Raw genomic sequence first — 23,764 nt, 5'->3', positions numbered from 1 at the left:
CAGCTTCCCCTTAACCGCGAGCCTTGGCTGCTGGACGTACAACCAGGTTGCCGCCAGTAGCGCCAGGAACAGCACCCTTGACCAACAACAGATTGCGTTCAGCGTCCACGCGCACTACTTCCAGGGACTGCACGGTCACGCGCTCAGCGCCCATATGACCGGACATTTTTTTGCCCTTGAATACACGACCAGGAGTCTGGCACTGGCCGATAGAGCCTGGGACGCGGTGGGATACGGAGTTACCGTGGGTGTTATCTTGCCCGCGGAAATTCCAACGCTTGATCGTACCCTGGAAGCCTTTACCCTTGGACTGACCGGTTACATCAACCAGTTGACCAGCGGCGAAGATTTCAGCGTTGATCAGATCGCCAGCCTGGTACTCGCCTTCTTCAAGGCGGAATTCCATGGTGGTGCGACCAGCGGCAACGTTCGCTTTAGCGAAGTGGCCAGCCTGAGCTGCTGTTACACGCGAAGCGCGACGCTCGCCGACAGTGACTTGCACTGCACGATAGCCATCGGTCTCTTCAGTTTTGAACTGGGTGACGCGATTCGGCTCGATCTCAATGACCGTGACCGGAATGGAGACACCTTCTTCGGTGAAAATACGGGTCATACCGCATTTACGACCGACTACACCAATAGTCATGTTGTAAACCTCATGAGTGTACGGGGCTTTCACCCGCTATGGCCGCCCATTTCAGAGCGTTACACGACCAAGACCGAGTCTTAGCCGAGGCTGATCTGCACTTCCACACCGGCCGCAAGATCAAGCTTCATCAGCGCATCAACGGTTTTATCCGTTGGCTGGACGATGTCCAGAACACGCTTATGAGTGCGGATCTCGTACTGGTCACGCGCGTCTTTGTTGACGTGCGGGGAAACCAGAACGGTGAACCGCTCTTTACGGGTAGGCAGTGGAATTGGACCACGCACTTGAGCACCAGTACGTTTCGCGGTTTCCACGATTTCCTGGGTTGATTGGTCGATCAGGCGATGGTCAAAAGCCTTCAACCTGATACGGATTTGCTGATTTTGCATTGGATTTCAGACTCCGGCTGCTATTCCCACCGGGCGCAATACGCCCGTTAAAAGGAGGCGCAATTCTATAGACGCCCCTGATAGGTGTCAACCCAATAAAAAAGCCCCCGCTGAGCGGGGGCTTTTTCAATCCATCAAGCTGACTTTAAAAGTCTTACTCGATGATTTTGGCTACGACGCCAGCGCCGACGGTACGACCGCCTTCACGGATAGCGAAACGCAGACCGTCTTCCATCGCGATGGTTTTGATCAGGGTAACAGTCATCTGAATGTTGTCACCTGGCATTACCATTTCAACGCCTTCTGGCAGCTCGCAGTTACCAGTCACGTCAGTAGTACGGAAGTAGAACTGTGGACGGTAGCCTTTGAAGAACGGAGTGTGACGACCGCCTTCTTCCTTGCTCAGAACGTAAACTTCTGCGGTGAACTTGGTGTGCGGCTTGACCGAACCTGGCTTGACCAGAACCTGGCCACGCTCAACGTCGTCACGCTTGGTACCACGCAGCAGAACGCCGCAGTTCTCGCCAGCACGACCTTCGTCGAGCAGCTTGCGGAACATCTCAACACCGGTGCAGGTGGTGGTGGTGGTGTCACGCAGACCAACGATTTCCAGAGCGTCCTGAACGCGAACGATACCGCGCTCGATACGACCAGTCACAACAGTACCGCGACCCGAGATCGAGAACACGTCTTCGATTGGCATCAGGAATGGCTTGTCGATCATACGAACTGGTTCTGGGATGTAGGTATCCAGAGTTTCAACCAGTTTACGAACGGCAGTGGTGCCCATTTCGTTGTCGTCTTTGCCTTCCAGCGCCATACGAGCCGAACCGATGATGATCGGAGTGTCGTCGCCTGGGAAGTCGTAGGTCGACAGCAGGTCACGAACTTCCATCTCAACCAGTTCCAGCAGCTCAGCGTCGTCTACCAGGTCAGCCTTGTTCAGGAAAACCACGATGTACGGAACGCCTACCTGACGGGACAGCAGGATGTGCTCACGGGTTTGTGGCATCGGACCATCAGCGGCCGAGCAAACCAGGATCGCGCCGTCCATCTGGGCAGCACCGGTGATCATGTTCTTCACATAGTCAGCGTGACCTGGGCAGTCAACGTGAGCGTAGTGACGAATAGTCGAGTTGTACTCAACGTGAGCGGTGTTGATGGTGATACCGCGAGCTTTTTCTTCTGGTGCGCTGTCGATCTTGTCGAATTCAACGACGGCCGAACCGAAAACTTCGGAGCAGACGCGAGTCAGAGCAGCAGTCAGAGTGGTTTTACCGTGGTCAACGTGACCAATGGTGCCAACGTTGACGTGCGGTAGGGAACGATCAAATTTTTCTTTAGCCACGACAATTAACTCCTAGCCTAAAGGGGCTGAATCAGCCTTGTTTTTTGGTTACGGATTCGACGATGTGCGACGGAGCCGTATCGTATTTTTTGAATTCCATAGAGTAGCTTGCGCGACCCTGGGACATGGAACGAACGTCGGTCGCATAACCGAACATCTCACCCAGTGGAACCTCGGCACGGATAACCTTGCCGGACACTGTGTCTTCCATACCCTGGATCATGCCGCGACGACGGTTAAGGTCGCCCATCACATCACCCATATAGTCTTCAGGCGTAACAACCTCTACCGCCATGATCGGCTCGAGCAACTCACCACCACCCTTCTGGGCCAGTTGCTTGGTCGCCATGGAGGCAGCCACCTTAAACGCCATCTCGTTGGAGTCGACGTCGTGGTAAGAACCATCGAACACGGTAGCCTTCAGGCCGATCAGCGGATAGCCGGCAACAACGCCGTTCTTCATCTGCTCTTCGATACCCTTCTGGATAGCCGGGATGTATTCCTTAGGAACCACACCACCTACAACTTCGTTCACGAATTGCAGACCTTCCTGACCTTCGTCAGCAGGAGCAAAACGGATCCAGCAGTGACCGAACTGACCGCGACCACCGGACTGACGAACGAACTTGCCTTCGATTTCACAGTTCTTCGTGATGCGCTCACGATACGAAACCTGAGGCTTGCCGATGTTGGCTTCGACGTTGAACTCACGGCGCATCCGGTCAACCAGGATGTCCAGGTGCAGCTCGCCCATGCCCGAGATGATCGTCTGACCAGTCTCTTCATCAGTTTTAACGCGGAAAGACGGGTCTTCCTGAGCGAGTTTGCCCAGAGCGATACCCATTTTTTCCTGGTCATCCTTGGTCTTAGGCTCTACGGCAACCGAAATAACCGGCTCCGGGAAGTCCATGCGAACCAGGATGATCGGCTTGTCAGCGTTGCAGAGGGTTTCACCAGTGGTGACGTCCTTCATGCCGATCAGGGCCGCGATGTCACCAGCGCGCACTTCCTTGATCTCTTCACGGGCGTTTGCGTGCATTTGCACCATACGACCCACGCGCTCTTTCTTGCCCTTGACCGAGTTGATCACGCCGTCGCCGGAGTTCAACACGCCCGAGTAAACGCGGACGAAGGTCAGGGTACCCACGAATGGGTCGGTAGCGATCTTGAACGCCAGAGCCGCGAAAGGCTCGTTGTCGTCTGCATGACGCTCCATCTCTTCTTCCTCGTTATCAGGGTTGGAACCCTTGATAGCAGGAATGTCGGTCGGAGCAGGCAGGTAGTCGATAACGGCGTCGAGAACCAGGGGAACGCCCTTGTTCTTGAACGAAGAACCGCAAACAGCCAGAACGATTTCGCCGGCGATAGTACGCTGACGCAAAGCAGCCTTGATCTCTTCGATCGACAGCTCTTCGCCTTCCAGGTACTTGTTCATCAGCTCTTCGTTGGCTTCGGCAGCAGCTTCAACCATGTTGTTGCGCCACTCTTCAGCCAGCTCTTGCAGCTCGGCAGGAATGTCCTTGCGAACAGGGACCATACCTTTGTCGGAGTCGTTCCAGTAGACAGCTTGCATGTTGATCAGATCGATCTGACCCTGGAAGTTGTCTTCGGAACCGATGGCCAACTGGATCGGCACCGGAGTGTGACCCAGACGCTGCTTGATTTGACCGATCACGCGCAGGAAGTTGGCGCCGGCACGGTCCATCTTGTTTACGTAAACAAGACGTGGAACGCCGTATTTGTTGGCTTGACGCCATACGGTTTCCGACTGCGGCTCAACACCCGAAGTACCGCAGAACACAACGACAGCGCCGTCGAGTACGCGCAGGGAACGCTCAACTTCAATGGTGAAGTCAACGTGGCCCGGGGTATCGATTACGTTGAAACGGTGCTCGTGAGAGTACTGCTTCTCGGAACCTTTCCAGAAGGCGGTAATGGCAGCAGAAGTAATGGTAATACCACGCTCCTGCTCCTGAACCATCCAGTCTGTGGTCGCGGCGCCATCATGCACCTCGCCCATTTTGTGACTTTTGCCGGTGTAAAACAGTACGCGCTCGGTGGTGGTGGTTTTACCAGCATCCACGTGAGCGACGATACCGATGTTACGGTAGCGGCTAATCGGAGTAGTACGAGCCATAAAGCCCTCGCAAAATTAGTGAAGCTAAAATTAGAAGCGGTAGTGCGAGAAAGCTTTGTTAGCTTCGGCCATACGGTGCACGTCTTCACGCTTCTTAACAGCAGCACCTTTACCTTCAGCAGCATCCAGCAGTTCGCCAGCCAAACGCAGAGCCATAGACTTCTCGCCGCGCTTACGGGCGAAGTCTACCAACCAGCGCATTGCCAGAGCGTTACGACGGGAAGGACGAACCTCGACCGGAACCTGGTAAGTAGCACCACCAACGCGGCGCGACTTCACTTCGACCAGCGGAGCGATGGCGTCGAGTGCTTTTTCGAAGAGTTCCAGGGGATCGGTGCCAGCCTTACGGGCCGCAACGGTTTCCAGGGCACCATAAACGATACGCTCGGCAACGGCTTTCTTGCCGCTTTCCATAACGTGGTTCATGAATTTGGCGAGGATCTGGCTTCCGTATTTCGGATCGTCCAGAATCTCACGCTTTGCTGCTACGCGACGTCTTGGCATGATAAGCCCTCAAGCGGTCTTCAGGTTAGCTCGGGACAGATCCAGAGGATGCGTGCCCGACCTTACTCTTATCGACTCAATAAAATAAAAATCTGCAAAACGGCCGATTACTTCGGACGCTTGGTACCGTACTTCGAACGACCCTGGTTACGGCCTTTAACGCCGGAAGTATCCAAGGAGCCGCGAACGGTGTGGTAACGAACACCTGGCAAGTCTTTTACACGACCGCCGCGGATCAGTACCACGCTGTGCTCTTGCAGGTTGTGGCCTTCACCGCCGATGTACGAGGAAACCTCGAAACCGTTGGTCAGACGCACACGGCATACTTTACGCAGTGCCGAGTTAGGTTTTTTCGGCGTGGTGGTGTACACACGGGTGCACACGCCACGACGTTGCGGGCAGTTCTGCAGCGCAGGTACGTCGGATTTCTCGACGATACGCTTACGCGGCTGACGTACCAGCTGGTTGATAGTTGCCATCTACTAGCTCCACTGTTGTCTTGCGACGCTATTGTCTTGCAAGAAAAGCAAAATGGCAGGAACGAATTCCCGCCAAATTTAGGGGATCAAGAGTCTAAAGAGGATCTTGATTCCAGTCAAGGCAAGGCCCCGACCTCCCCGCCCATCGAACCTTGACTTAATGTCTCGATTCGACGAACGGAGCGATCAGGGCCTCACTCTCGTTTATCGCAGAACTCAGTTACCGCTCGAGTTCAGCGCTTCGGTCAGTGCAGCTTCCACTTCACTGGCGCTTACGCGCAACGGCTTGTCGGCATCACGGCGACGCTTGCGCTCGCTGTGATAGGCAAGACCGGTACCGGCCGGGATCAGACGACCCACGACTACGTTTTCTTTCAGGCCGCGCAGGTAATCGCGCTTGCCGGTGACTGCCGCTTCGGTCAGTACGCGGGTGGTTTCCTGGAAGGAAGCCGCCGAGATGAACGATTCGGTGGACAACGACGCCTTGGTGATACCCAGCAGAACGCGAGTGAACTTGGAGACAAACTTGTCTTCCGCGCTCAGACGCTCGTTCTCTACCAGAACGTGAGTCAGTTCCATCTGGTCGCCCTTGATGAAGCTGGAATCGCCGGACTCGGAGATCTCAACTTTACGCAGCATCTGACGCAGGATGGTCTCGATGTGCTTGTCGTTGATCTTCACGCCTTGCAGACGATAAACGTCCTGGATCTCGTTGACGATGTACTTGGCCAGCGCGCTTACACCCAGCAGACGCAGGATGTCGTGCGGATCGCTTGGACCGTCGGAGATAACTTCGCCGCGGTTTACCTGTTCGCCTTCGAAGACGTTCAGGTGACGCCACTTCGGAATCAGCTCTTCGTACGGATCGCTACCGTCGTTCGGGGTAATGACCAGACGGCGCTTGCCCTTGGTCTCTTTACCGAACGCGATGGTGCCGCTGACTTCAGCCAGAATCGACGCTTCTTTCGGACGACGGGCTTCGAACAGGTCGGCAACACGCGGCAGACCACCGGTGATGTCACGGGTCTTCGAAGTTTCCTGCGGGATACGAGCGATAACGTCACCGATCGCAATCTTCGCACCGTCAGCCACACCGACCAGGGCGTTGGCTGGCAGGAAGTACTGAGCGATAACGTCAGTGCCTGGCAGCAACAGATCCTTGCCGTTGTCGTCGACCATCTTCACTGCTGGACGGATTTCCTTACCGGCAGCTGGACGATCTTTCGCGTCAAGTACTTCAATGTTGGTCATACCGGTCAATTCGTCAGTCTGACGCTTGATCGTGATGCCTTCTTCCATGCCCACGTAGGTCACGGTACCTTTCATTTCGGTAACGATCGGGTGAGTGTGCGGATCCCACTTGGCCACGATTGCGCCAGCGTCGACCTTGTCACCTTCTTTAACCGAAATCACAGCACCGTACGGCAGCTTGTAACGCTCGCGCTCACGACCGAAGTCGTCCGCGATTGCCAGCTCACCGGAACGGGACACAGCAACCAGATGGCCATCCACTCGCTCAACGTGCTTCAGGTTGTGCAGACGGACGGTACCGCCATTCTTCACCTGAACGCTGTCGGCTGCGGAAGTACGGCTTGCCGCACCACCGATGTGGAACGTACGCATGGTCAGCTGAGTACCCGGCTCACCGATGGACTGGGCAGCGATAACGCCGACCGCTTCACCGATGTTCACCTGGTGACCACGAGCCAGATCACGGCCGTAGCACTTGGCGCAGATGCCGTAGCGGGTTTCGCAGCTGATCGGCGAACGCACGATCACTTCGTCGATGCTGTTCAGCTCGATGAACTCAACCCACTTCTCGTCAACCAGAGTGCCGGCAGGAACGATAACGTCCTCGGTACCCGGCTTGAATACGTCACGGGCAATGACACGACCCAATACGCGCTCACCCAACGGTTCTACAACGTCACCGCCTTCAATGTGCGGAGTCATCAGCAGACCGTGTTCGGTGCCGCAATCGATCTCGGTAACCACCAGATCCTGCGCCACGTCTACCAGACGACGAGTCAGGTAACCGGAGTTAGCGGTTTTCAACGCGGTATCCGCCAGACCTTTACGAGCACCGTGCGTCGAGATGAAGTACTGAAGTACGCTCAGACCTTCACGGAAGTTCGCAGTAATCGGCGTTTCAATGATGGAACCGTCCGGCTTGGCCATCAGACCACGCATACCGGCCAGCTGACGAATCTGTGCTGCGGAACCCCGCGCACCCGAGTCGGCCATCATGTACATCGAGTTGAAAGACTCTTGGTCGACTTCGTCGCCGTGACGGTCGATGACTTTCTCTTTCGAGAGGTTGGCCATCATCGCCTTGGAAACTTCGTCGTTCGCTTTCGACCAGAGGTCGATCACTTTGTTGTACTTCTCGCCCTGGGTTACCAGGCCGGAGGCGTACTGGCTCTCGATCTCTTTCACTTCGTCGGTGGCTGCACCGATGATGCGGGCTTTTTCATCCGGGATAACGAAGTCGTTAACACCGATGGAAACGCCGGAGATGGTCGAGTAAGCGAAACCGGTGTACATCAACTGGTCAGCGAAGATCACGGTCTCTTTCAGACCAACCACGCGGTAGCACTGGTTGATCAGCTTGGAGATCGCCTTTTTCTTCATCGGCAGGTTGACGACGTCGAACGACAGACCTTTTGGCACAACCTGGAACAGCAGCGCACGGCCGACAGTGGTGTCGACGATACGGGTACCGCTCACGCTGTTGCCGTCACGGTCGTTGACGGTTTCGTTGATACGAACCTTGACCTTGGCATGCAGTGCGGCTTCGCCGGCACGGAACACACGGTCGACTTCCTGCAGATCCGCGAATACACGACCTTCGCCTTTGGCGTTGATCGCTTCACGGGTCATGTAGTACAGACCCAATACAACGTCCTGCGACGGAACGATGATCGGCTCACCGTTGGCTGGCGACAGAATGTTGTTGGTCGACATCATCAACGCACGCGCTTCGAGCTGGGCTTCCAGTGTCAGCGGTACGTGCACGGCCATTTGGTCGCCGTCGAAGTCGGCGTTGTACGCGGCGCAGACCAGCGGGTGCAGCTGGATAGCCTTACCTTCGATCAGTACCGGTTCAAACGCCTGGATACCCAGACGGTGCAGGGTCGGTGCACGGTTGAGCAGGACCGGGTGTTCGCGAATCACTTCAGCGAGAACGTCCCAAACCTCTGGCAACTCGCGCTCGACCATTTTCTTGGCCGCTTTGATGGTGGTCGCCAGACCACGCATTTCCAGCTTGCCGAAAATGAACGGCTTGAACAGCTCGAGAGCCATCTTCTTCGGCAGACCGCACTGGTGCAGACGCAGGGTCGGGCCTACGGTAATTACCGAACGACCGGAGTAGTCAACACGCTTACCGAGCAAGTTCTGACGGAAACGACCTTGCTTACCCTTGATCATGTCAGCCAGGGATTTCAGAGGACGCTTGTTGGAACCAGTGATTGCGCGGCCACGACGACCGTTGTCGAGCAGTGCATCGACCGCTTCCTGCAACATACGCTTTTCGTTGCGCACGATGATGTCCGGCGCGGACAGATCCAGCAGGCGCTTCAAACGGTTGTTACGGTTGATCACTCGACGATACAGATCGTTGAGGTCGGAGGTCGCGAAACGACCGCCATCCAGCGGGACCAGTGGACGCAGATCTGGCGGCAGAACCGGCAGAACGGTCAGCACCATCCACTCTGGCAGGTTGCCGGAACCCTGGAAGGCTTCCATCAACTTCAGACGCTTGGACAGCTTCTTGATCTTGGTTTCCGAGTTGGTTTGCGGAATCTCTTCACGCAGACGGCCAATCTCGTGCTCCAGGTCGATAGCGTGCAGCAGTTCACGGACAGCTTCGGCACCCATGCGGGCGTCGAAATCGTCACCGAACTCTTCCAGCGCTTCGAAGTACTGCTCGTCGTTCAGCAGCTGACCTTTTTCAAGGGTGGTCATGCCTGGATCGATAACGACATAGCTCTCGAAGTAGAGAACGCGTTCGATATCACGCAGGGTCATGTCCATCAGCAGGCCGATACGCGACGGCAGCGATTTCAGGAACCAGATGTGGGCAACCGGAGAAGCCAGTTCGATGTGCGCCATGCGCTCACGACGAACCTTGGCCAGTGCAACTTCAACGCCGCACTTCTCGCAGATCACACCACGGTGCTTCAAGCGCTTGTACTTACCGCACAGGCACTCGTAATCCTTTACCGGGCCAAAGATCTTGGCGCAGAACAGGCCGTCACGCTCAGGTTTGAACGTACGGTAGTTGATGGTTTCCGGCTTTTTAACTTCACCGAACGACCACGAACGGATCATCTCCGGCGAGGCCAATCCGATACGGATGGCGTCGAACTCTTCGACTTGACCCTGGTTTTTCAGCAAATTCAGTAGGTCTTTCAAGGCCTTTCCTCCTGGCGGAGCAGAGAGCGGGCAATCCTGCCCCGCTCTCGATTCGCGTCACGTGTTATTCGGTTTCCAGATCGATATCGATGCCGAGGGAACGAATTTCCTTGATCAACACGTTGAAGGACTCGGGCATGCCCGGCTCCATACGGTGATCGCCATCCACGATGTTCTTGTACATCTTGGTACGGCCGTTCACATCGTCCGACTTCACTGTGAGCATTTCTTGCAGAGTGTAAGCAGCACCGTATGCTTCCAGTGCCCAGACCTCCATCTCCCCGAAACGCTGACCACCGAACTGCGCCTTACCACCCAGCGGCTGCTGGGTAACCAGGCTGTAAGAACCGGTAGAACGAGCGTGCATCTTGTCGTCTACCAAGTGGTTCAGCTTCAGCATGTACATGTAGCCAACGGTAACTGGACGCTCGAACTTGTTGCCGGTACGGCCGTCGGTCAGCTGCATCTGGCCGCTTTCCGGCAGGTCTGCCAGTTTCAGCATGGCCTTGATTTCGCTTTCCTTGGCGCCGTCGAACACTGGAGTGGCCATTGGAACGCCGCCACGCAGGTTGTTCGCCAGATCGAGGATTTCCTGATCGGAGAAGCTGTCCAGATCTTCGTTACGACCGCCGATCTGGTTGTAGATCTCGTCCAGGAAGGTGCGCAGTTCAGCGACTTTACGCTGCTCTTCGACCATCCGGTTGATCTTCTCGCCCAGACCTTTGGCCGCGAGGCCCAGGTGGGTTTCGAGGATCTGACCAACGTTCATACGCGAAGGTACGCCCAGCGGGTTGAGGACCACGTCGACCGGGGTGCCATTGGCATCGTGCGGCATGTCTTCAACCGGCATGATCACGGAGACCACACCCTTGTTACCGTGACGACCGGCCATCTTGTCGCCAGGCTGGATGCGGCGACGGATTGCCAGGTAAACCTTGACGATTTTCAGCACGCCTGGAGCCAGGTCATCGCCCTGCTGCAGTTTGCGCTTCTTGTCTTCGAACTTGTCGTCCAGCAGACGGCGACGATCAACGATGTAGGCCTGAGCCTTCTCGAGCTGCTCGTTCAGAGCATCTTCAGCCATGCGCAGTTTGAACCACTGGCCGTGCTCAAGACCGTCGAGTACTTCGTCGGTGATGTCCTGACCTTTCTTCAGGCCGGCACCGCCTTCGGCCTTGTGGCCTACCAGTGCGGAACGCAGACGCTCGAAAGTCGCGCCTTCAACGATGCGGAACTCTTCGTTCAGATCCTTGCGGATCTCGTCCAGCTGGGACTTCTCGATCGACAGTGCACGAGCATCACGCTCAACGCCGTCACGGGTGAAGACCTGTACGTCGATGACAGTACCTTTGGTGCCGGTTGGCACGCGCAGGGAGGTGTCTTTAACGTCGCTGGCTTTTTCACCGAAGATTGCACGCAGCAGTTTTTCTTCCGGAGTCAGTTGGGTCTCGCCTTTCGGAGTGACCTTGCCAACCAGGATGTCGCCTGCGCCTACTTCAGCACCTACGTAAACGATACCGGCTTCGTCCAGCTTGTTCAGTGCAGCTTCACCCACGTTCGGGATGTCCGCAGTGATTTCCTCTGGGCCAAGCTTGGTGTCACGGGCCACACAGGTCAGTTCCTGAATGTGGATCGTGGTGAAACGGTCTTCCTGAACCACACGCTCGGACAGGCAGATGGAGTCTTCGAAGTTGAAGCCGTTCCATGCCATGAACGCGATGCGCATGTTCTGACCCAGTGCCAGTTCACCCATGTCGGTGGACGGGCCGTCGGCCATGATGTCGCTACGTTGAACGCGATCACCTTTACGCACCAGCGGACGCTGGTTGATGCAGGTGTTCTGGTTCGAGCGGGTGTATTTGGTCAGGTTGTAGATGTCGACACCGGCTTCACCGGTTTCCACTTCGTCATCGGCAACACGAACCACGATACGGCTGGCATCGACGGAATCGATCACGCCACCACGACGAGCCACGACGCAAACGCCGGAGTCACGGGCAACGTTACGCTCCATGCCGGTACCTACCAGCGGCTTGTCAGCGCGCAGAGTCGGTACAGCCTGACGCTGCATGTTCGAACCCATCAACGCACGGTTGGCGTCGTCGTGCTCGAGGAACGGAATCAGCGACGCTGCAACCGATACAACCTGCTTCGGCGAAACGTCCATCAGGGTGACGTCTTCCGGCGCCTTGACGGTGAATTCGTTCAGGTGACGTACGGCAACCAGTTCGTCGATCAGGACTTTCTGCTCGTTCATGGTCGCCGAAGCCTGCGCGATCACGTGATCGGCTTCTTCAATAGCGGACAGGAACACGATCTCGTCGGTGACGACACCCTCTTTCACCACGCGGTACGGGCTCTCCAGGAAGCCGTACTGGTTGGTGCGAGCGTACGCAGCCAGGGAGTTGATCAGACCGATGTTCGGACCTTCCGGCGTTTCAATCGGGCAGACACGACCGTAGTGAGTCGGGTGTACGTCACGAACTTCGAAGCCCGCGCGCTCACGAGTCAGACCACCAGGGCCGAGTGCGGAGACACGACGCTTGTGGGTGATCTCGGACAGCGGGTTGTTCTGGTCCATGAATTGCGACAGCTGGCTGGAACCGAAGAACTCTTTCACCGCCGCAGCCACTGGCTTGGCGTTGATCAGGTCTTGCGGCATCAGGCCTTCGCTTTCAGCCATCGACAGACGCTCTTTGACCGCACGCTCAACACGTACCAAGCCAACGCGGAACTGGTTCTCGGCCATTTCGCCTACGCAGCGAACACGGCGGTTACCCAGGTGGTCGATGTCATCGACGATGCCTTTACCGTTACGGATGTCGACCAGAGTCTTCAGAACCGCGACGATGTCTTCCTTGCACAGCACGCCCGAACCTTCGATCTCGGTACGACCGATACGACGGTTGAACTTCATCCGGCCGACCGCAGACAGGTCATAGCGCTCAGGGCTGAAGAACAGGTTGTTGAACAGGGTCTCGGCAGCGTCTTTGGTTGGCGGCTCGCCTGGACGCATCATGCGATAGATCTCGACCAGCGCTTCCAATTGGTTGCTGGTGGAGTCGATCTTCAGCGTGTCGGAGACAAACGGACCGCAGTCGATGTCGTTGGTGTACAGGGTCTCGATGCGAACGACCTGAGCCTTGGCGATTTTAGCCAGGACTTCAGTGTTCAGCTCGGTGTTGCATTCGGCCAGGATTTCGCCGGTAGCCGGGTGCACGATAGCCTTGGCGGTGGTGCGGCCAAGGACGTAGTCCAGTGGCACGTCCAGCGTCTTGATACCGGCTTTTTCGATCTGGTTGATGTGGCGCGCGGTAATACGGCGGCCTTGCTCAACGATGACCTTGCCCTTCTCGTCCTGGATGTCCAGAACCGCAACTTCACCACGCAGGCGCGATGGCACCAGTTCCAGGCTGAGGGTTTCGCCGCTCAGGTGGAATACATTGGTGGTGTAGAACGCGTCCAGCACTTCTTCGGTGGTGTAACCGAGTGCGCGCAGCAGTACCGAAGCCGGCAGTTTGCGACGACGGTCGATACGCACGAAGACGCAGTCTTTCGGATCGAATTCGAAGTCCAGCCACGAACCGCGGTAAGGAATGATGCGAGCCGAGTACAGCAGTTTGCCGGAGCTGTGCGTCTTGCCGCGGTCGTGGTCGAAGAACACGCCCGGGGAACGGTGCAGCTGGGAAACGATAACACGCTCGGTACCGTTGATTACGAAGGTACCGTTCTCAGTCATCAGGGGGATTTCACCCATGTAGACTTCTTGCTCTTTGATGTCCTTGATCGCTTTGTTCGACGATTCTTTGTCGAAAATGATCAGGCGCACTTTTACCCGCAAAGGTACGGCGAAAGTTACACCGCGCAATACGCATTCTTTGACATCAAATGCCGGTTCGCCCAGGCGATAACCGACGTACTCCAGCGCAGCATTGCCGGAGTAGCTGATGATCGGGAAAACGGATTTGAAGGCCGCATGCAGGCCCACGTCGCGGAACTGATCTTTAGTCGCTCCCGCTTGCAAGAATTCACGATACGAATCCAGCTGGATGGCCAGGAGGTAAGGCACATCCATGACGTCCGGCAACTTGCTAAAGTCCTTGCGGATACGTTTTTTCTCAGTATATGAGTAAGCCATCAGCGTTCCCCAGCTTGGTCACCTGCTTGTTTGGCCCCTCCCGACGGGAGCAGCCAGAAAATCGTGCAAACCCCATGGTTTGCGCCACCGCATCGGGTGGTTACAGCGCCTTTACCGGCACCGACCCAGTCGGCTGCCAATAACGGAAAAAGGCCGGTGGCAAGAGCCACCAGCCATCAGCCTGTCGCTTGACGCTCGGGCTGGAGGAGCAAAGTCGATGCTTACTTCAGCTCGACTTTAGCGCCTGCTTCTTCCAGCTTCTTCTTGGCGTCTTCAGCCGCTTCTTTCGAAACGCCTTCAGCTACAACCTGAGGAGCGCCGTCTACTTTCTCTTTGGCTTCTTTCAGGCCCAGACCGGTCAGTTCACGAACTGCCTTGATCACGTTAACCTTCTTCTCGCCAGCTTCCAGCAGAACAACGTTGAACTCGGTTTGCTCTTCAACAGCAGCAGCAGCTACAGCTGGGCCAGCCGAAGCGGCAGCAGCGGTAACACCGAAGGTTTCTTCCATCGCTTTGATCAGCTCAACGATTTCCACTACGGATTTCTGGCCGATTGCTTCGATGATTTGTTCGTTAGTCAGAGACATGACTCAATTCCTGAATTGGGGGACGGCCTACGCGACCATCGAAATAAACAAAAAACGCGAGAAGTGACGAGCCTTAGGCTGCGGCAGCTTCTTTCTGGTCGCGAATTGCCGCCAGAGTACGAGCCAATTTGCTGGTTGCGCCTTGAATCACGCTCATCAGCTGAGAAATTGCTTCGTCACGGGTCGGCAGAGTTGCCAGTACGTCGATCTGATTAGCTGCGAGGAACTTGCCCTCGAACGCAGCTGCCTTGATCTCGAACTTGTCCTGACCCTTGGCAAACTCTTTGAAGATACGGGCAGCAGCGCCCGGATGTTCGTTCGAGAATGCAATCAGGGTCGGGCCGGTGAACACGTCGTTGAGGACACTGTATTGAGTGTCAGCAACAGCGCGCTTGAGCAGGGTGTTACGTACAACACGTACGTAAACGCCAGCTTCACGAGCCTCTTTACGGAGTCCGGTCATTGCGCCTACTGTTACGCCACGTGCATCAACCACGACAGCGGACAGAGCGACTTTGGCAGCCTCGTTGACTTCAGCGACGATGGCCTTCTTGTCTTCGAGATTAATTGCCACGGGTTTAACTCCTGCTTGTTACCGTTTCATTCGATCGGAACCGAATGTCGTTTTGGTGTCTGATTCGGTAAGGAACCGGGAGCACCATCTGCGTAGGCTTGAGGTTTAAGGCTTGCGCCGCCTACGGTCTTGGATAGCCCCCGCCAGGCAGGGACCCCAATCTTTCAATTGGCGCGGCAAACCGCGCCAACCTTTGTCTTACGCGTCGAGCGAGCTCTGGTCGATAACCAGACCTGGGCCCATGGTGGTGCTCAGGGTAACGCGCTTGACGTAAATGCCTTTCGAGGAAGCTGGCTTGATACGCTTCAGATCAGCGATCAGGGCTTCAACGTTTTCCTTCAGCTTGACGGCGTCGAAGCCCATCTTGCCAACGGAAGTGTGGATGATGCCGTTTTTGTCGGTGCGATAACGAACCTGACCAGCCTTGGCGTTCTTGACCGCGTTGGCTACGTCTGGAGTTACGGTGCCGACTTTCGGGTTAGGCATCAGGCCACGTGGACCGAGGATCTGACCCAACTGACCTACAACGCGCATGGCATCCGGGGATGCGATCACTACGTCATAGTTCAGATCGCCGCCTTTCATTTCGGCAGCCAGGTCGTCCATACCTACACGGTCAGCGCCGGCAGCCAGAGCGGCCTCAGCAGCTGGACCCTGGGTGAACACAGCAACGCGAACGGTCTTGCCAGTGCCGTGCGGCAGCACAGTAGCGCTACGAACAACCTGGTCGGATTTACGCGGGTCTACACCCAGGTTTACAGCAACGTCGAACGACTCGCTGAACTTGACAGTCGACAGCTCGGCCAGCAGAGCAGCGGCGTCTACGATGTTGTAGGCCTTGCCTGCTTCGATTTTGCCGGCGATAGCCTTTTGACGCTTGGTCAGCTTAGCCATTACACACCCTCCACGTTAAGGCCCATGCTACGAGCAGAACCGGCGATAGTACGCACGGCTGCATCCATATCAGCTGCAGTCAGATCCGCGTTTTTGGTTTTCGCGATTTCTTCCAGCTGAGCACGGGTAACAGTGCCAACCTTAACGGTGTTCGGACGAGCGGAACCGCTGGTCAGACCGGCCGCCTTCTTCAGCAGAACCGAAGCAGGGGTGGATTTGGTTTCGAAAGTGAAGCTACGGTCGCTGTAGACAGTGATGATCACTGGAGTCGGCAGACCTGGCTCAAGACCCTGAGTACGGGCGTTGAAAGCCTTGCAGAATTCCATGATATTCACGCCGTGCTGACCCAGAGCAGGACCAACCGGTGGACTTGGGTTAGCCTGAGCGGCCTTCACTTGCAGCTTGATGTAAGCGGTAATTTTCTTGGCCATGAGGCACTCCAATTACGGGTTCGAACGCCTCGAAAGGCTCCCCGGTTACTTGCGCGTTTATCCCAGTGACGACAAAACCCCACAGCCTAAGGCTGCGGGGTTGGGATTGCTTGCCCAGCTAGACCTTCTCGACCTGACTGAACTCGAGCTCCACCGGAGTAGAGCGACCGAAAATGAGCACTGCCACTTGGATCCGGCTCTTTTCGTAGTTAACTTCTTCCACAACGCCATTGAAATCAGCGAATGGACCGTCATTGACACGCACCGTCTCGCCTGGCTCGAACAACGTCTTCGGCTTCGGCTTGTCGCTACCATCAGCAACGCGACGCAGAATCGCTTCTGCCTCTTTATCGGTAATCGGCGCTGGCTTGTCAGCGGTACCGCCGATGAAACCCATCACCCGAGGAGTATCCTTGACCAAGTGCCAAGTACCCTCGTTCATATCCATCTGGACCAGCACATAGCCTGGGAAGAACTTCCGTTCGCTTTTGCGCTTCTGGCCGTTACGCATCTCAACCACTTCTTCAGTGGGAACCAGAATCTCGCCGAAGCCATCTTCCATGCCAGCCAGCTTTACGCGCTCGATCAGCGAGCGCATCACATGCTTCTCGTAACCCGAGTAAGCATGCACAACATACCAACGCTTAGCCACGGGACACCCTTAGCCGACAATCAAGGAAACAAGCCAGCCGAGCAGGGAATCGAGCCCCCACAACAGCAACGCCATAACCAGAACCACAGCCACGACAATCAGCGTGGTCTGCGTGGTTTCTTGGCGAGTTGGCCACACGACTTTACGAATCTCGGTGCGAGCTTCCTTAACCAGTACAAAGAAAGACTTGCCCTTCGCGGTCTGCAGGCCTACAAAGGCAGCTACGACAGCAATGGCAAGCAAAGCGAGTACACGGTACAGGATCGGCGAAGCAGCGTAATACTGATTGCCAACAACGCCAACAACCACCAAAGCGACTACTACAAGCCACTTGAGCAGATCGAAGCGAGAGCCTTGAGCTTCAGCTTTAGGAGTCATCTATGAAGATCCTGTGAAAAGAAAGCCAGATACACCGAGTGAATCTGGCAGGTCAGGAGGGAATCGAACCCCCAACCTACGGTTTTGGAGACCGTCGCTCTGCCAATTGAGCTACTGACCTAAAACAAAATCAGGCCGACCATTATGCCGGCCCGAAAAATACATTACAACCGCTTATTCGATGATTTTGGCTACGACGCCAGCGCCGACGGTACGACCGCCTTCACGGATAGCGAAACGCAGACCATCTTCCATCGCGATGGTTTTGATCAGGGTAACAGTCATCTGAATGTTGTCACCTGGCATTACCATTTCAACGCCTTCTGGCAGCTCGCAGTTACCAGTCACGTCAGTAGTACGGAAGTAGAACTGTGGACGGTAGCCTTTGAAGAACGGAGTGTGACGGCCGCCTTCTTCCTTGCTCAGAACATAAACTTCTGCGGTGAACTTGGTGTGCGGCTTGACCGAACCTGGCTTGACCAGAACCTGGCCACGCTCAACGTCGTCACGCTTGGTACCACGCAGCAGAACGCCGCAGTTCTCGCCAGCACGACCTTCGTCGAGCAGTTTGCGGAACATCTCAACACCGGTGCAGGTGGTGGTGGTGGTGTCACGCAGACCAACGATTTCCAGAGCGTCCTGAACGCGAACGATACCGCGCTCGATACGACCAGTCACAACAGTACCGCGACCCGAGATCGAGAACACGTCCTCGATTGGCATCAGGAATGGCTTGTCGATCATACGAACTGGTTCTGGGATGTAGGTATCCAGAGTTTCAACCAGTTTACGAACGGCAGTGGTGCCCATTTCGTTGTCGTCTTTGCCTTCCAGCGCCATACGAGCCGAACCGATGATGATCGGAGTGTCGTCGCCTGGGAAGTCGTAGGTCGACAGCAGGTCACGAACTTCCATCTCAACCAGTTCCAACAGCTCAGCGTCGTCTACCAGGTCAGCCTTGTTCAGGAAAACCACGATGTACGGAACGCCTACCTGACGGGACAGCAGGATGTGCTCACGGGTTTGTGGCATCGGACCATCAGCGGCCGAGCAAACCAGGATCGCGCCGTCCATCTGGGCAGCACCGGTGATCATGTTCTTCACATAGTCAGCGTGACCTGGGCAGTCAACGTGAGCGTAGTGACGAATAGTCGAGTTGTACTCAACGTGAGCGGTGTTGATGGTGATACCGCGAGCTTTTTCTTCTGGTGCGCTGTCGATCTTGTCGAATTCAACGACGGCCGAACCGAAAACTTCGGAGCAGACGCGAGTCAGAGCAGCAGTCAGAGTGGTTTTACCGTGGTCAACGTGACCAATGGTCCCAACGTTGACGTGGGGCAGGGAACGATCAAATTTTTCCTTAGCCATCGATATCACCCTCTACAGAAGAAATTAGACAAACAATATCAACCATTAAAACAAAGGCAGATATTTTCATATCTGCCTTGTTATATGGAGCTCTTGAGCGGATTTGAACCGCTGACCTCACCCTTACCAAGGGTGTGCTCTACCAACTGAGCTACAAGAGCAAAACCCTTTTGCACAACCTGCAAACTTGGAGCGGGTAGCGGGAATCGAACCCGCATCATCAGCTTGGAAGGCTGAGGTTCTACCACTAAACTATACCCGCGGAGCTTGCAGCTCACGCTTAAATCTGGTGGAGGGAGAAGGATTCGAACCTTCGAAGTCGTAGACGTCAGATTTACAGTCTGATCCCTTTGGCCGCTCGGGAACCCCTCCTAATCAGGCCGGCATTCTATATCATGCCAAACCCCTGTCAAGCATTTTCTCATTTAAAAACCTGAGGTTAGCTGCGTTGACACGCTTCACTTCGAATCCCGTTTAAGGTGTTCGCTGTGGAGCGGGCGCCATTCTATGCAAACTATTGAGCAGGTGCAACCCCTTCGCACAGCATTATTTTATGTTTTAACTCATTGAATTCCTTGGAAAGGTTTTGCAACTGCTGATCGCCCAACAAACGCTGGCCATCCGGCGCAACTGCAAGCCAGTAACCGCTTCCTGCAGCATCTTTCGGCACGGATTGAGCATTGACCTTCATCGCCACCAGGCGCTGTTGCAACCTGGCGATTGAATCCTCTTCAGAAAATCCACCAAGGAAAAGACACTGCTGACGCGGCACCACCTGCCCTCTCCCGCCTTCACCAGCAGTTTCGCTCAGCAGACGGATATCCTGCTGCGAACCGCGATACAGACTAAGGGGCGTTACATCTTTGGCTCGCAAGGGCGCTTCCTGCTGATGCCAGACATAGTAAAAAACATTGAGAACCACTAGGAGCAGGAACAACCAACGCATATAAACCTCAGGACAAGGGACACGCCATGGCCAAGCCGACAAAAACCAGGTCGGGCACAACCCTGGCGTCAGGCGCGACGCCTTTAACCAACTCGGCATCCCCTCCCGTAATAAAGACGGTGAATTGCTCTCCCCAGTACGCTCGAGCCAGCTCTAATTGAGTGAGAACAAAGCCCCTCAGCATCAAAGAACAGCCGCGCTCCACCGCTTCCACGGTGGTACGCCCCGGGACATGACTGGAAAGGGCACGCTCTGCCGCGTCATCACCATAACGAATTTTACGGGTATGGGTGCGAAGCTGGTTTCGCATCAAAGGCATGCCTGGACAAATGAACCCACCAAGATGCTCACCGTCAGCCCCGACAAAATCGGCAGTAACCGCGGTACCGAAGTCGAGAACCAGACAAGCACTCCCGGCAGCCAGGTGAAACCCGCCAAGCATCGCCAGCCAGCGATCAAGCCCCAGACGCTCATAGTCTTCGTAGCCGTTTCGAACACCGGACATCTCGCGAGCGGGCCTCGCACACACGATAGGAATACCGAACTCGCGCTCAAGCATTTCGGTTAAAGCGCTGGTTTCCTCGTTAGTCCTTACGCTTACCAAACGACACTTGCGCAGTGAGAGCGGCTTCATGATCCGTAGGCTCTCAAGCAAAGCCTGATTCGAATCTACTACCCCTTCCGAAACGAGCTCGCTGGCGGAGGCATCCAGCACGCGCCATTTTATAAAGCTGTTACCGCAGTCAAGCTCAAGAATCATCACGCAACCTCAGGCTGAGCTCTCCGCCACTAAAGGCTCTTTCAACACCATCTACAATCAGGCGCAACCCGCCTTGGTTATCAATCCCGAGCACTACTCCATCGATACGGCTGTTACCCGCGATCAACGATACGGACCGACCCTGCCACAGATGATTTTCCGCCCATTCTGCCTGCAGGCTTGCGAACCCGCTGAGCTGGTGTTTGTGGATATAAGTCTTGAGTTGATTACTCAATTCAACCACCAGAGCATTGCGCTCGCAGGCTTTGCCTGACTCCAGTTTTATAGAAGTCCATTGCTGGTCGACCTCATCGGCAACCTGCATATTCACGTTGATTCCTATACCCAATACAACATGACACACATCCGCTGGATCGCCGACGAGCTCGAGCAGGATCCCTGCTATTTTCTTGTTACCCACCAAAACATCGTTGGGCCATTTCAATCCGGCAGTCGGCACGCCGACACTTCGCAAGGTCTGCATTACAGCTAAGCCAACGACAAGGCTCAACCCTTCAATCTGGCGCATTCCGCCTTCGATACGGAGTACAAGACTGTAATAAAGATTTTCCGCAAATGGGCTTACCCACTTACGACCTCGACGACCACGACCTGCCAATTGTCGCTCCGCGAGCACCAAAAACGGCGCGGGGACGCCATCACTGATGGAGCGCAGAGCTTCGGCATTTGTCGAGTCAACAGAGTCGAACACACGCACCGGCCATTGAGGCATCTTCCTGTTTATTTCACGAGGATCAAGGAGCGTCAGAGGCGTCGACAATTGATATCCGCGACCGCGAACTTTATGGATCGACAGGCCAAGTTCAGCTTCAAGCTGTTGTAGCTGCTTCCATACAGCACTTCGGCTTATTCCCAGGGCAACGCCCAGGTCCTGTCCGGAATGGAATCGTCCATCCTTCAGTAGATTCAACAACGTCAGCATGCAGGTATCGCCTCACAATGAGGCCCGCATAATAGCCATGCCCCGGGCCGTTGCATAGAAATCAAGCGGACACATTTCTCGCAGGCAAAACAAAACCCCAACTGCTTTCGCAATTGGGGTTTCGGAATTTAATCTTGACGATGACCTACTCTCACATGGGGAAACCCCACACTACCATCGGCGATGCATCGTTTCACTGCTGAGTTCGGGATGGGATCAGGTGGTTCCAACGCTCTATGGTCGTCAAGAAATTCGGGTACTGACTCGCGACCAGATGGCCTCGCTTCAGCAAATTGGGTATGTGACAGCTAGGTGTTTGTGAACTTCGAACTTTCGGTTCGTTTCGTCTTCACACACCGCAATCTGGCTTTTAAGCGCAAATTGCTTGGGTGTTATATGGTCAAGCCTCACGGGCAATTAGTATTGGTTAGCTCAACGCCTCACAGCGCTTACACACCCAACCTATCAACGTCGTAGTCTTCGACGGCCCTTCAGGGAACTCAAGGTTCCAGTGAGATCTCATCTTGAGGCAAGTTTCCCGCTTAGATGCTTTCAGCGGTTATCTTTCCCGAACATAGCTACCCGGCAATGCCACTGGCGTGACAACCGGAACACCAGAGGTTCGTCCACTCCGGTCCTCTCGTACTAGGAGCAGCCCCTCTCAAATCTCAAACGTCCACGGCAGATAGGGACCGAACTGTCTCACGACGTTCTAAACCCAGCTCGCGTACCACTTTAAATGGCGAACAGCCATACCCTTGGGACCGGCTTCAGCCCCAGGATGTGATGAGCCGACATCGAGGTGCCAAACACCGCCGTCGATATGAACTCTTGGGCGGTATCAGCCTGTTATCCCCGGAGTACCTTTTATCCGTTGAGCGATGGCCCTTCCATACAGAACCACCGGATCACTAAGACCTACTTTCGTACCTGCTCGACGTGTCTGTCTCGCAGTCAAGCGCGCTTTTGCCTTTATACTCTACGACCGATTTCCGACCGGTCTGAGCGCACCTTCGTACTCCTCCGTTACTCTTTAGGAGGAGACCGCCCCAGTCAAACTACCCACCATACACTGTCCTCGATCCGGATAACGGACCTGAGTTAGAACCTCAAAGTTGCCAGGGTGGTATTTCAAGGATGGCTCCACGCGAACTGGCGTCCACGCTTCAAAGCCTCCCACCTATCCTACACAAGCAAATTCAAAGTCCAGTGCAAAGCTATAGTAAAGGTTCACGGGGTCTTTCCGTCTAGCCGCGGATACACTGCATCTTCACAGCGATTTCAATTTCACTGAGTCTCGGGTGGAGACAGCGCCGCCATCGTTACGCCATTCGTGCAGGTCGGAACTTACCCGACAAGGAATTTCGCTACCTTAGGACCGTTATAGTTACGGCCGCCGTTTACCGGGGCTTCGATCAAGAGCTTCGCGTTAGCTAACCCCATCAATTAACCTTCCGGCACCGGGCAGGCGTCACACCCTATACGTCCACTTTCGTGTTTGCAGAGTGCTGTGTTTTTAATAAACAGTCGCAGCGGCCTGGTATCTTCGACCGGCATGAGCTTACGGAGCAAGTCCTTCACCCTCACCGGCGCACCTTCTCCCGAAGTTACGGTGCCATTTTGCCTAGTTCCTTCACCCGAGTTCTCTCAAGCGCCTTGGTATTCTCTACCCAACCACCTGTGTCGGTTTGGGGTACGGTTCCTGGTTACCTGAAGCTTAGAAGCTTTTCTTGGAAGCATGGCATCAACCACTTCGTCACCCAAAGGGTAACTCGTCATCAGCTCTCGGCCTTAAGATCCCGGATTTACCTAAGATCTCAGCCTACCACCTTAAACTTGGACAACCAACGCCAAGCTGGCCTAGCCTTCTCCGTCCCTCCATCGCAATAACCAGAAGTACAGGAATATTAACCTGTTTTCCATCGACTACGCTTTTCAGCCTCGCCTTAGGGACCGACTAACCCTGCGTCGATTAACGTTGCGCAGGAAACCTTGGTCTTTCGGCGTGGGTGTTTTTCACACCCATTGTCGTTACTCATGTCAGCATTCGCACTTCTGATACCTCCAGCAAGCTTCTCAACTCACCTTCACAGGCTTACAGAACGCTCCTCTACCGCATCACCCGAAGGTGATACCCGTAGCTTCGGTGTATGGTTTGAGCCCCGTTACAT

18 protein-coding genes, 4 tRNA genes and 2 rRNA genes (1 of these 24 only partly in view) are annotated in these 23,764 nt (G+C 55.3%); all 24 read right to left on the bottom strand.

Going from position 1 to position 23,764, the window contains the following annotated elements:
• Positions 1–10: 10 nt before the first annotated feature.
• Positions 11–646: a 50S ribosomal protein L3 gene (gene rplC, locus KVG85_RS22710; RefSeq protein ID WP_003228738.1), complete on the bottom strand. Its 636-nt coding sequence runs from the start codon at positions 644–646 to the stop codon at positions 11–13.
• 80 nt (positions 647–726) lie between these two features.
• Entirely contained in the window at positions 727–1,038 is a 312-nt protein-coding gene (gene rpsJ, locus KVG85_RS22705; protein WP_003186070.1) for a 30S ribosomal protein S10, read from the bottom strand.
• 154 nt (positions 1,039–1,192) lie between these two features.
• Positions 1,193–2,386: an elongation factor Tu gene (gene tuf, locus KVG85_RS22700; RefSeq protein ID WP_024014521.1), complete on the bottom strand. Its 1,194-nt coding sequence runs from the start codon at positions 2,384–2,386 to the stop codon at positions 1,193–1,195.
• Positions 2,387–2,417: 31 nt separating this feature from the next.
• Positions 2,418–4,523: an elongation factor G gene (gene fusA / locus KVG85_RS22695; protein ID WP_016772942.1), complete on the bottom strand. Its 2,106-nt coding sequence runs from the start codon at positions 4,521–4,523 to the stop codon at positions 2,418–2,420.
• 30 nt (positions 4,524–4,553) lie between these two features.
• Positions 4,554–5,027 carry a 30S ribosomal protein S7 gene (gene rpsG, locus KVG85_RS22690; RefSeq protein ID WP_016772941.1) on the bottom strand — a complete coding sequence of 158 codons (474 nt, stop codon included), beginning with the start codon at positions 5,025–5,027 and terminating at the stop codon, positions 4,554–4,556.
• Between the two features lie 107 nt (positions 5,028–5,134).
• Positions 5,135–5,506 (bottom strand): 30S ribosomal protein S12, encoded by a 372-nt coding sequence (rpsL, locus tag KVG85_RS22685; protein WP_003186084.1) that lies wholly within the window; start codon positions 5,504–5,506, stop codon positions 5,135–5,137.
• A 216-nt stretch (positions 5,507–5,722) separates the two neighbouring features.
• On the bottom strand, positions 5,723–9,922 hold the full coding sequence (gene rpoC, locus KVG85_RS22680) for a DNA-directed RNA polymerase subunit beta' (RefSeq protein WP_016772940.1): 4,200 nt from the start codon (positions 9,920–9,922) through the stop codon (positions 5,723–5,725).
• Between the two features lie 64 nt (positions 9,923–9,986).
• Complete coding sequence (gene rpoB / locus KVG85_RS22675; protein WP_016772939.1) at positions 9,987–14,060, bottom strand: DNA-directed RNA polymerase subunit beta; 4,074 nt, start codon at positions 14,058–14,060, stop codon at positions 9,987–9,989.
• A 221-nt stretch (positions 14,061–14,281) separates the two neighbouring features.
• Positions 14,282–14,647, bottom strand: coding sequence for a 50S ribosomal protein L7/L12 (gene rplL, locus KVG85_RS22670; protein WP_007962228.1), 366 nt, complete (start codon positions 14,645–14,647; stop codon positions 14,282–14,284).
• 73 nt (positions 14,648–14,720) lie between these two features.
• Entirely contained in the window at positions 14,721–15,221 is a 501-nt protein-coding gene (gene rplJ / locus KVG85_RS22665; protein WP_008081912.1) for a 50S ribosomal protein L10, read from the bottom strand.
• A gap of 198 nt (positions 15,222–15,419) precedes the next feature.
• Positions 15,420–16,115: a 50S ribosomal protein L1 gene (rplA, locus tag KVG85_RS22660; protein ID WP_016772938.1), complete on the bottom strand. Its 696-nt coding sequence runs from the start codon at positions 16,113–16,115 to the stop codon at positions 15,420–15,422.
• Positions 16,115–16,546: a 50S ribosomal protein L11 gene (gene rplK, locus KVG85_RS22655; RefSeq protein WP_003176435.1), complete on the bottom strand. Its 432-nt coding sequence runs from the start codon at positions 16,544–16,546 to the stop codon at positions 16,115–16,117. The genes rplA and rplK overlap by 1 nt, the downstream gene beginning before the upstream one ends.
• Before the next feature lie 118 nt (positions 16,547–16,664).
• Positions 16,665–17,198: a transcription termination/antitermination protein NusG gene (nusG, locus tag KVG85_RS22650; protein ID WP_007957598.1), complete on the bottom strand. Its 534-nt coding sequence runs from the start codon at positions 17,196–17,198 to the stop codon at positions 16,665–16,667.
• 9 nt (positions 17,199–17,207) lie between these two features.
• Entirely contained in the window at positions 17,208–17,576 is a 369-nt protein-coding gene (gene secE / locus KVG85_RS22645) for a preprotein translocase subunit SecE (protein WP_217865098.1), read from the bottom strand.
• Positions 17,577–17,621: 45 nt separating this feature from the next.
• Positions 17,622–17,697 (bottom strand) — tRNA-Trp (locus tag KVG85_RS22640).
• 53 nt (positions 17,698–17,750) lie between these two features.
• On the bottom strand, positions 17,751–18,944 hold the full coding sequence (gene tuf / locus KVG85_RS22635) for an elongation factor Tu (RefSeq protein ID WP_024014521.1): 1,194 nt from the start codon (positions 18,942–18,944) through the stop codon (positions 17,751–17,753).
• Between the two features lie 85 nt (positions 18,945–19,029).
• Positions 19,030–19,105, bottom strand: a tRNA-Thr gene (locus KVG85_RS22630).
• Between the two features lie 27 nt (positions 19,106–19,132).
• Positions 19,133–19,206 (bottom strand) — tRNA-Gly (locus tag KVG85_RS22625).
• 25 nt (positions 19,207–19,231) lie between these two features.
• Positions 19,232–19,316, bottom strand: a tRNA-Tyr gene (locus KVG85_RS22620).
• 142 nt (positions 19,317–19,458) lie between these two features.
• On the bottom strand, positions 19,459–19,890 hold the full coding sequence (locus KVG85_RS22615; protein WP_217865097.1) for a hypothetical protein: 432 nt from the start codon (positions 19,888–19,890) through the stop codon (positions 19,459–19,461).
• A gap of 7 nt (positions 19,891–19,897) precedes the next feature.
• Positions 19,898–20,650, bottom strand: a complete 753-nt coding sequence (locus KVG85_RS22610; protein ID WP_217865096.1) for a pantothenate kinase — start codon at positions 20,648–20,650, stop codon at positions 19,898–19,900.
• A complete protein-coding gene (gene birA, locus KVG85_RS22605; RefSeq protein ID WP_217865095.1) occupies positions 20,640–21,593 on the bottom strand; it encodes a bifunctional biotin--[acetyl-CoA-carboxylase] ligase/biotin operon repressor BirA in 954 nt (317 codons plus the stop codon). Before birA ends, KVG85_RS22610 begins: the two co-directional genes overlap by 11 nt.
• A 132-nt stretch (positions 21,594–21,725) precedes the next feature.
• Positions 21,726–21,841 (bottom strand): 5S ribosomal RNA (gene rrf, locus KVG85_RS22600).
• A 148-nt stretch (positions 21,842–21,989) separates the two neighbouring features.
• A 23S ribosomal RNA gene (locus KVG85_RS22595) occupies positions 21,990–23,764 on the bottom strand; it runs 1,119 nt beyond the window's last position.

Source organism: Pseudomonas triticicola (assembly GCF_019145375.1).
GTDB lineage: Bacteria > Pseudomonadota > Gammaproteobacteria > Pseudomonadales > Pseudomonadaceae > Aquipseudomonas > Aquipseudomonas triticicola.
This window is presented reverse-complemented; position numbering and strand designations above follow the sequence as displayed.

Coding starts and splice junctions, on each gene's coding strand:
- rplC (WP_003228738.1), bottom strand. CDS start 646: ATGACTATTGGTGTAGTCGGTCGTAAATGCGGTATGACCCGTATTTTC.
- rpsJ (WP_003186070.1), bottom strand. CDS start 1,038: ATGCAAAATCAGCAAATCCGTATCAGGTTGAAGGCTTTTGACCATCGC.
- fusA (WP_016772942.1), bottom strand. CDS start 4,523: ATGGCTCGTACTACTCCGATTAGCCGCTACCGTAACATCGGTATCGTC.
- rpsG (WP_016772941.1), bottom strand. CDS start 5,027: ATGCCAAGACGTCGCGTAGCAGCAAAGCGTGAGATTCTGGACGATCCG.
- rpsL (WP_003186084.1), bottom strand. CDS start 5,506: ATGGCAACTATCAACCAGCTGGTACGTCAGCCGCGTAAGCGTATCGTC.
- rpoB (WP_016772939.1), bottom strand. CDS start 14,060: ATGGCTTACTCATATACTGAGAAAAAACGTATCCGCAAGGACTTTAGC.
- rplL (WP_007962228.1), bottom strand. CDS start 14,647: ATGTCTCTGACTAACGAACAAATCATCGAAGCAATCGGCCAGAAATCC.
- rplA (WP_016772938.1), bottom strand. CDS start 16,115: ATGGCTAAGCTGACCAAGCGTCAAAAGGCTATCGCCGGCAAAATCGAA.
- rplK (WP_003176435.1), bottom strand. CDS start 16,546: ATGGCCAAGAAAATTACCGCTTACATCAAGCTGCAAGTGAAGGCCGCT.
- secE (WP_217865098.1), bottom strand. CDS start 17,576: ATGACTCCTAAAGCTGAAGCTCAAGGCTCTCGCTTCGATCTGCTCAAG.
- tuf (WP_024014521.1), bottom strand. CDS start 18,944: ATGGCTAAGGAAAAATTTGATCGTTCCCTGCCCCACGTCAACGTTGGG.
- KVG85_RS22615 (WP_217865097.1), bottom strand. CDS start 19,890: ATGCGTTGGTTGTTCCTGCTCCTAGTGGTTCTCAATGTTTTTTACTAT.
- KVG85_RS22610 (WP_217865096.1), bottom strand. CDS start 20,650: ATGATTCTTGAGCTTGACTGCGGTAACAGCTTTATAAAATGGCGCGTG.
- birA (WP_217865095.1), bottom strand. CDS start 21,593: ATGCTGACGTTGTTGAATCTACTGAAGGATGGACGATTCCATTCCGGA.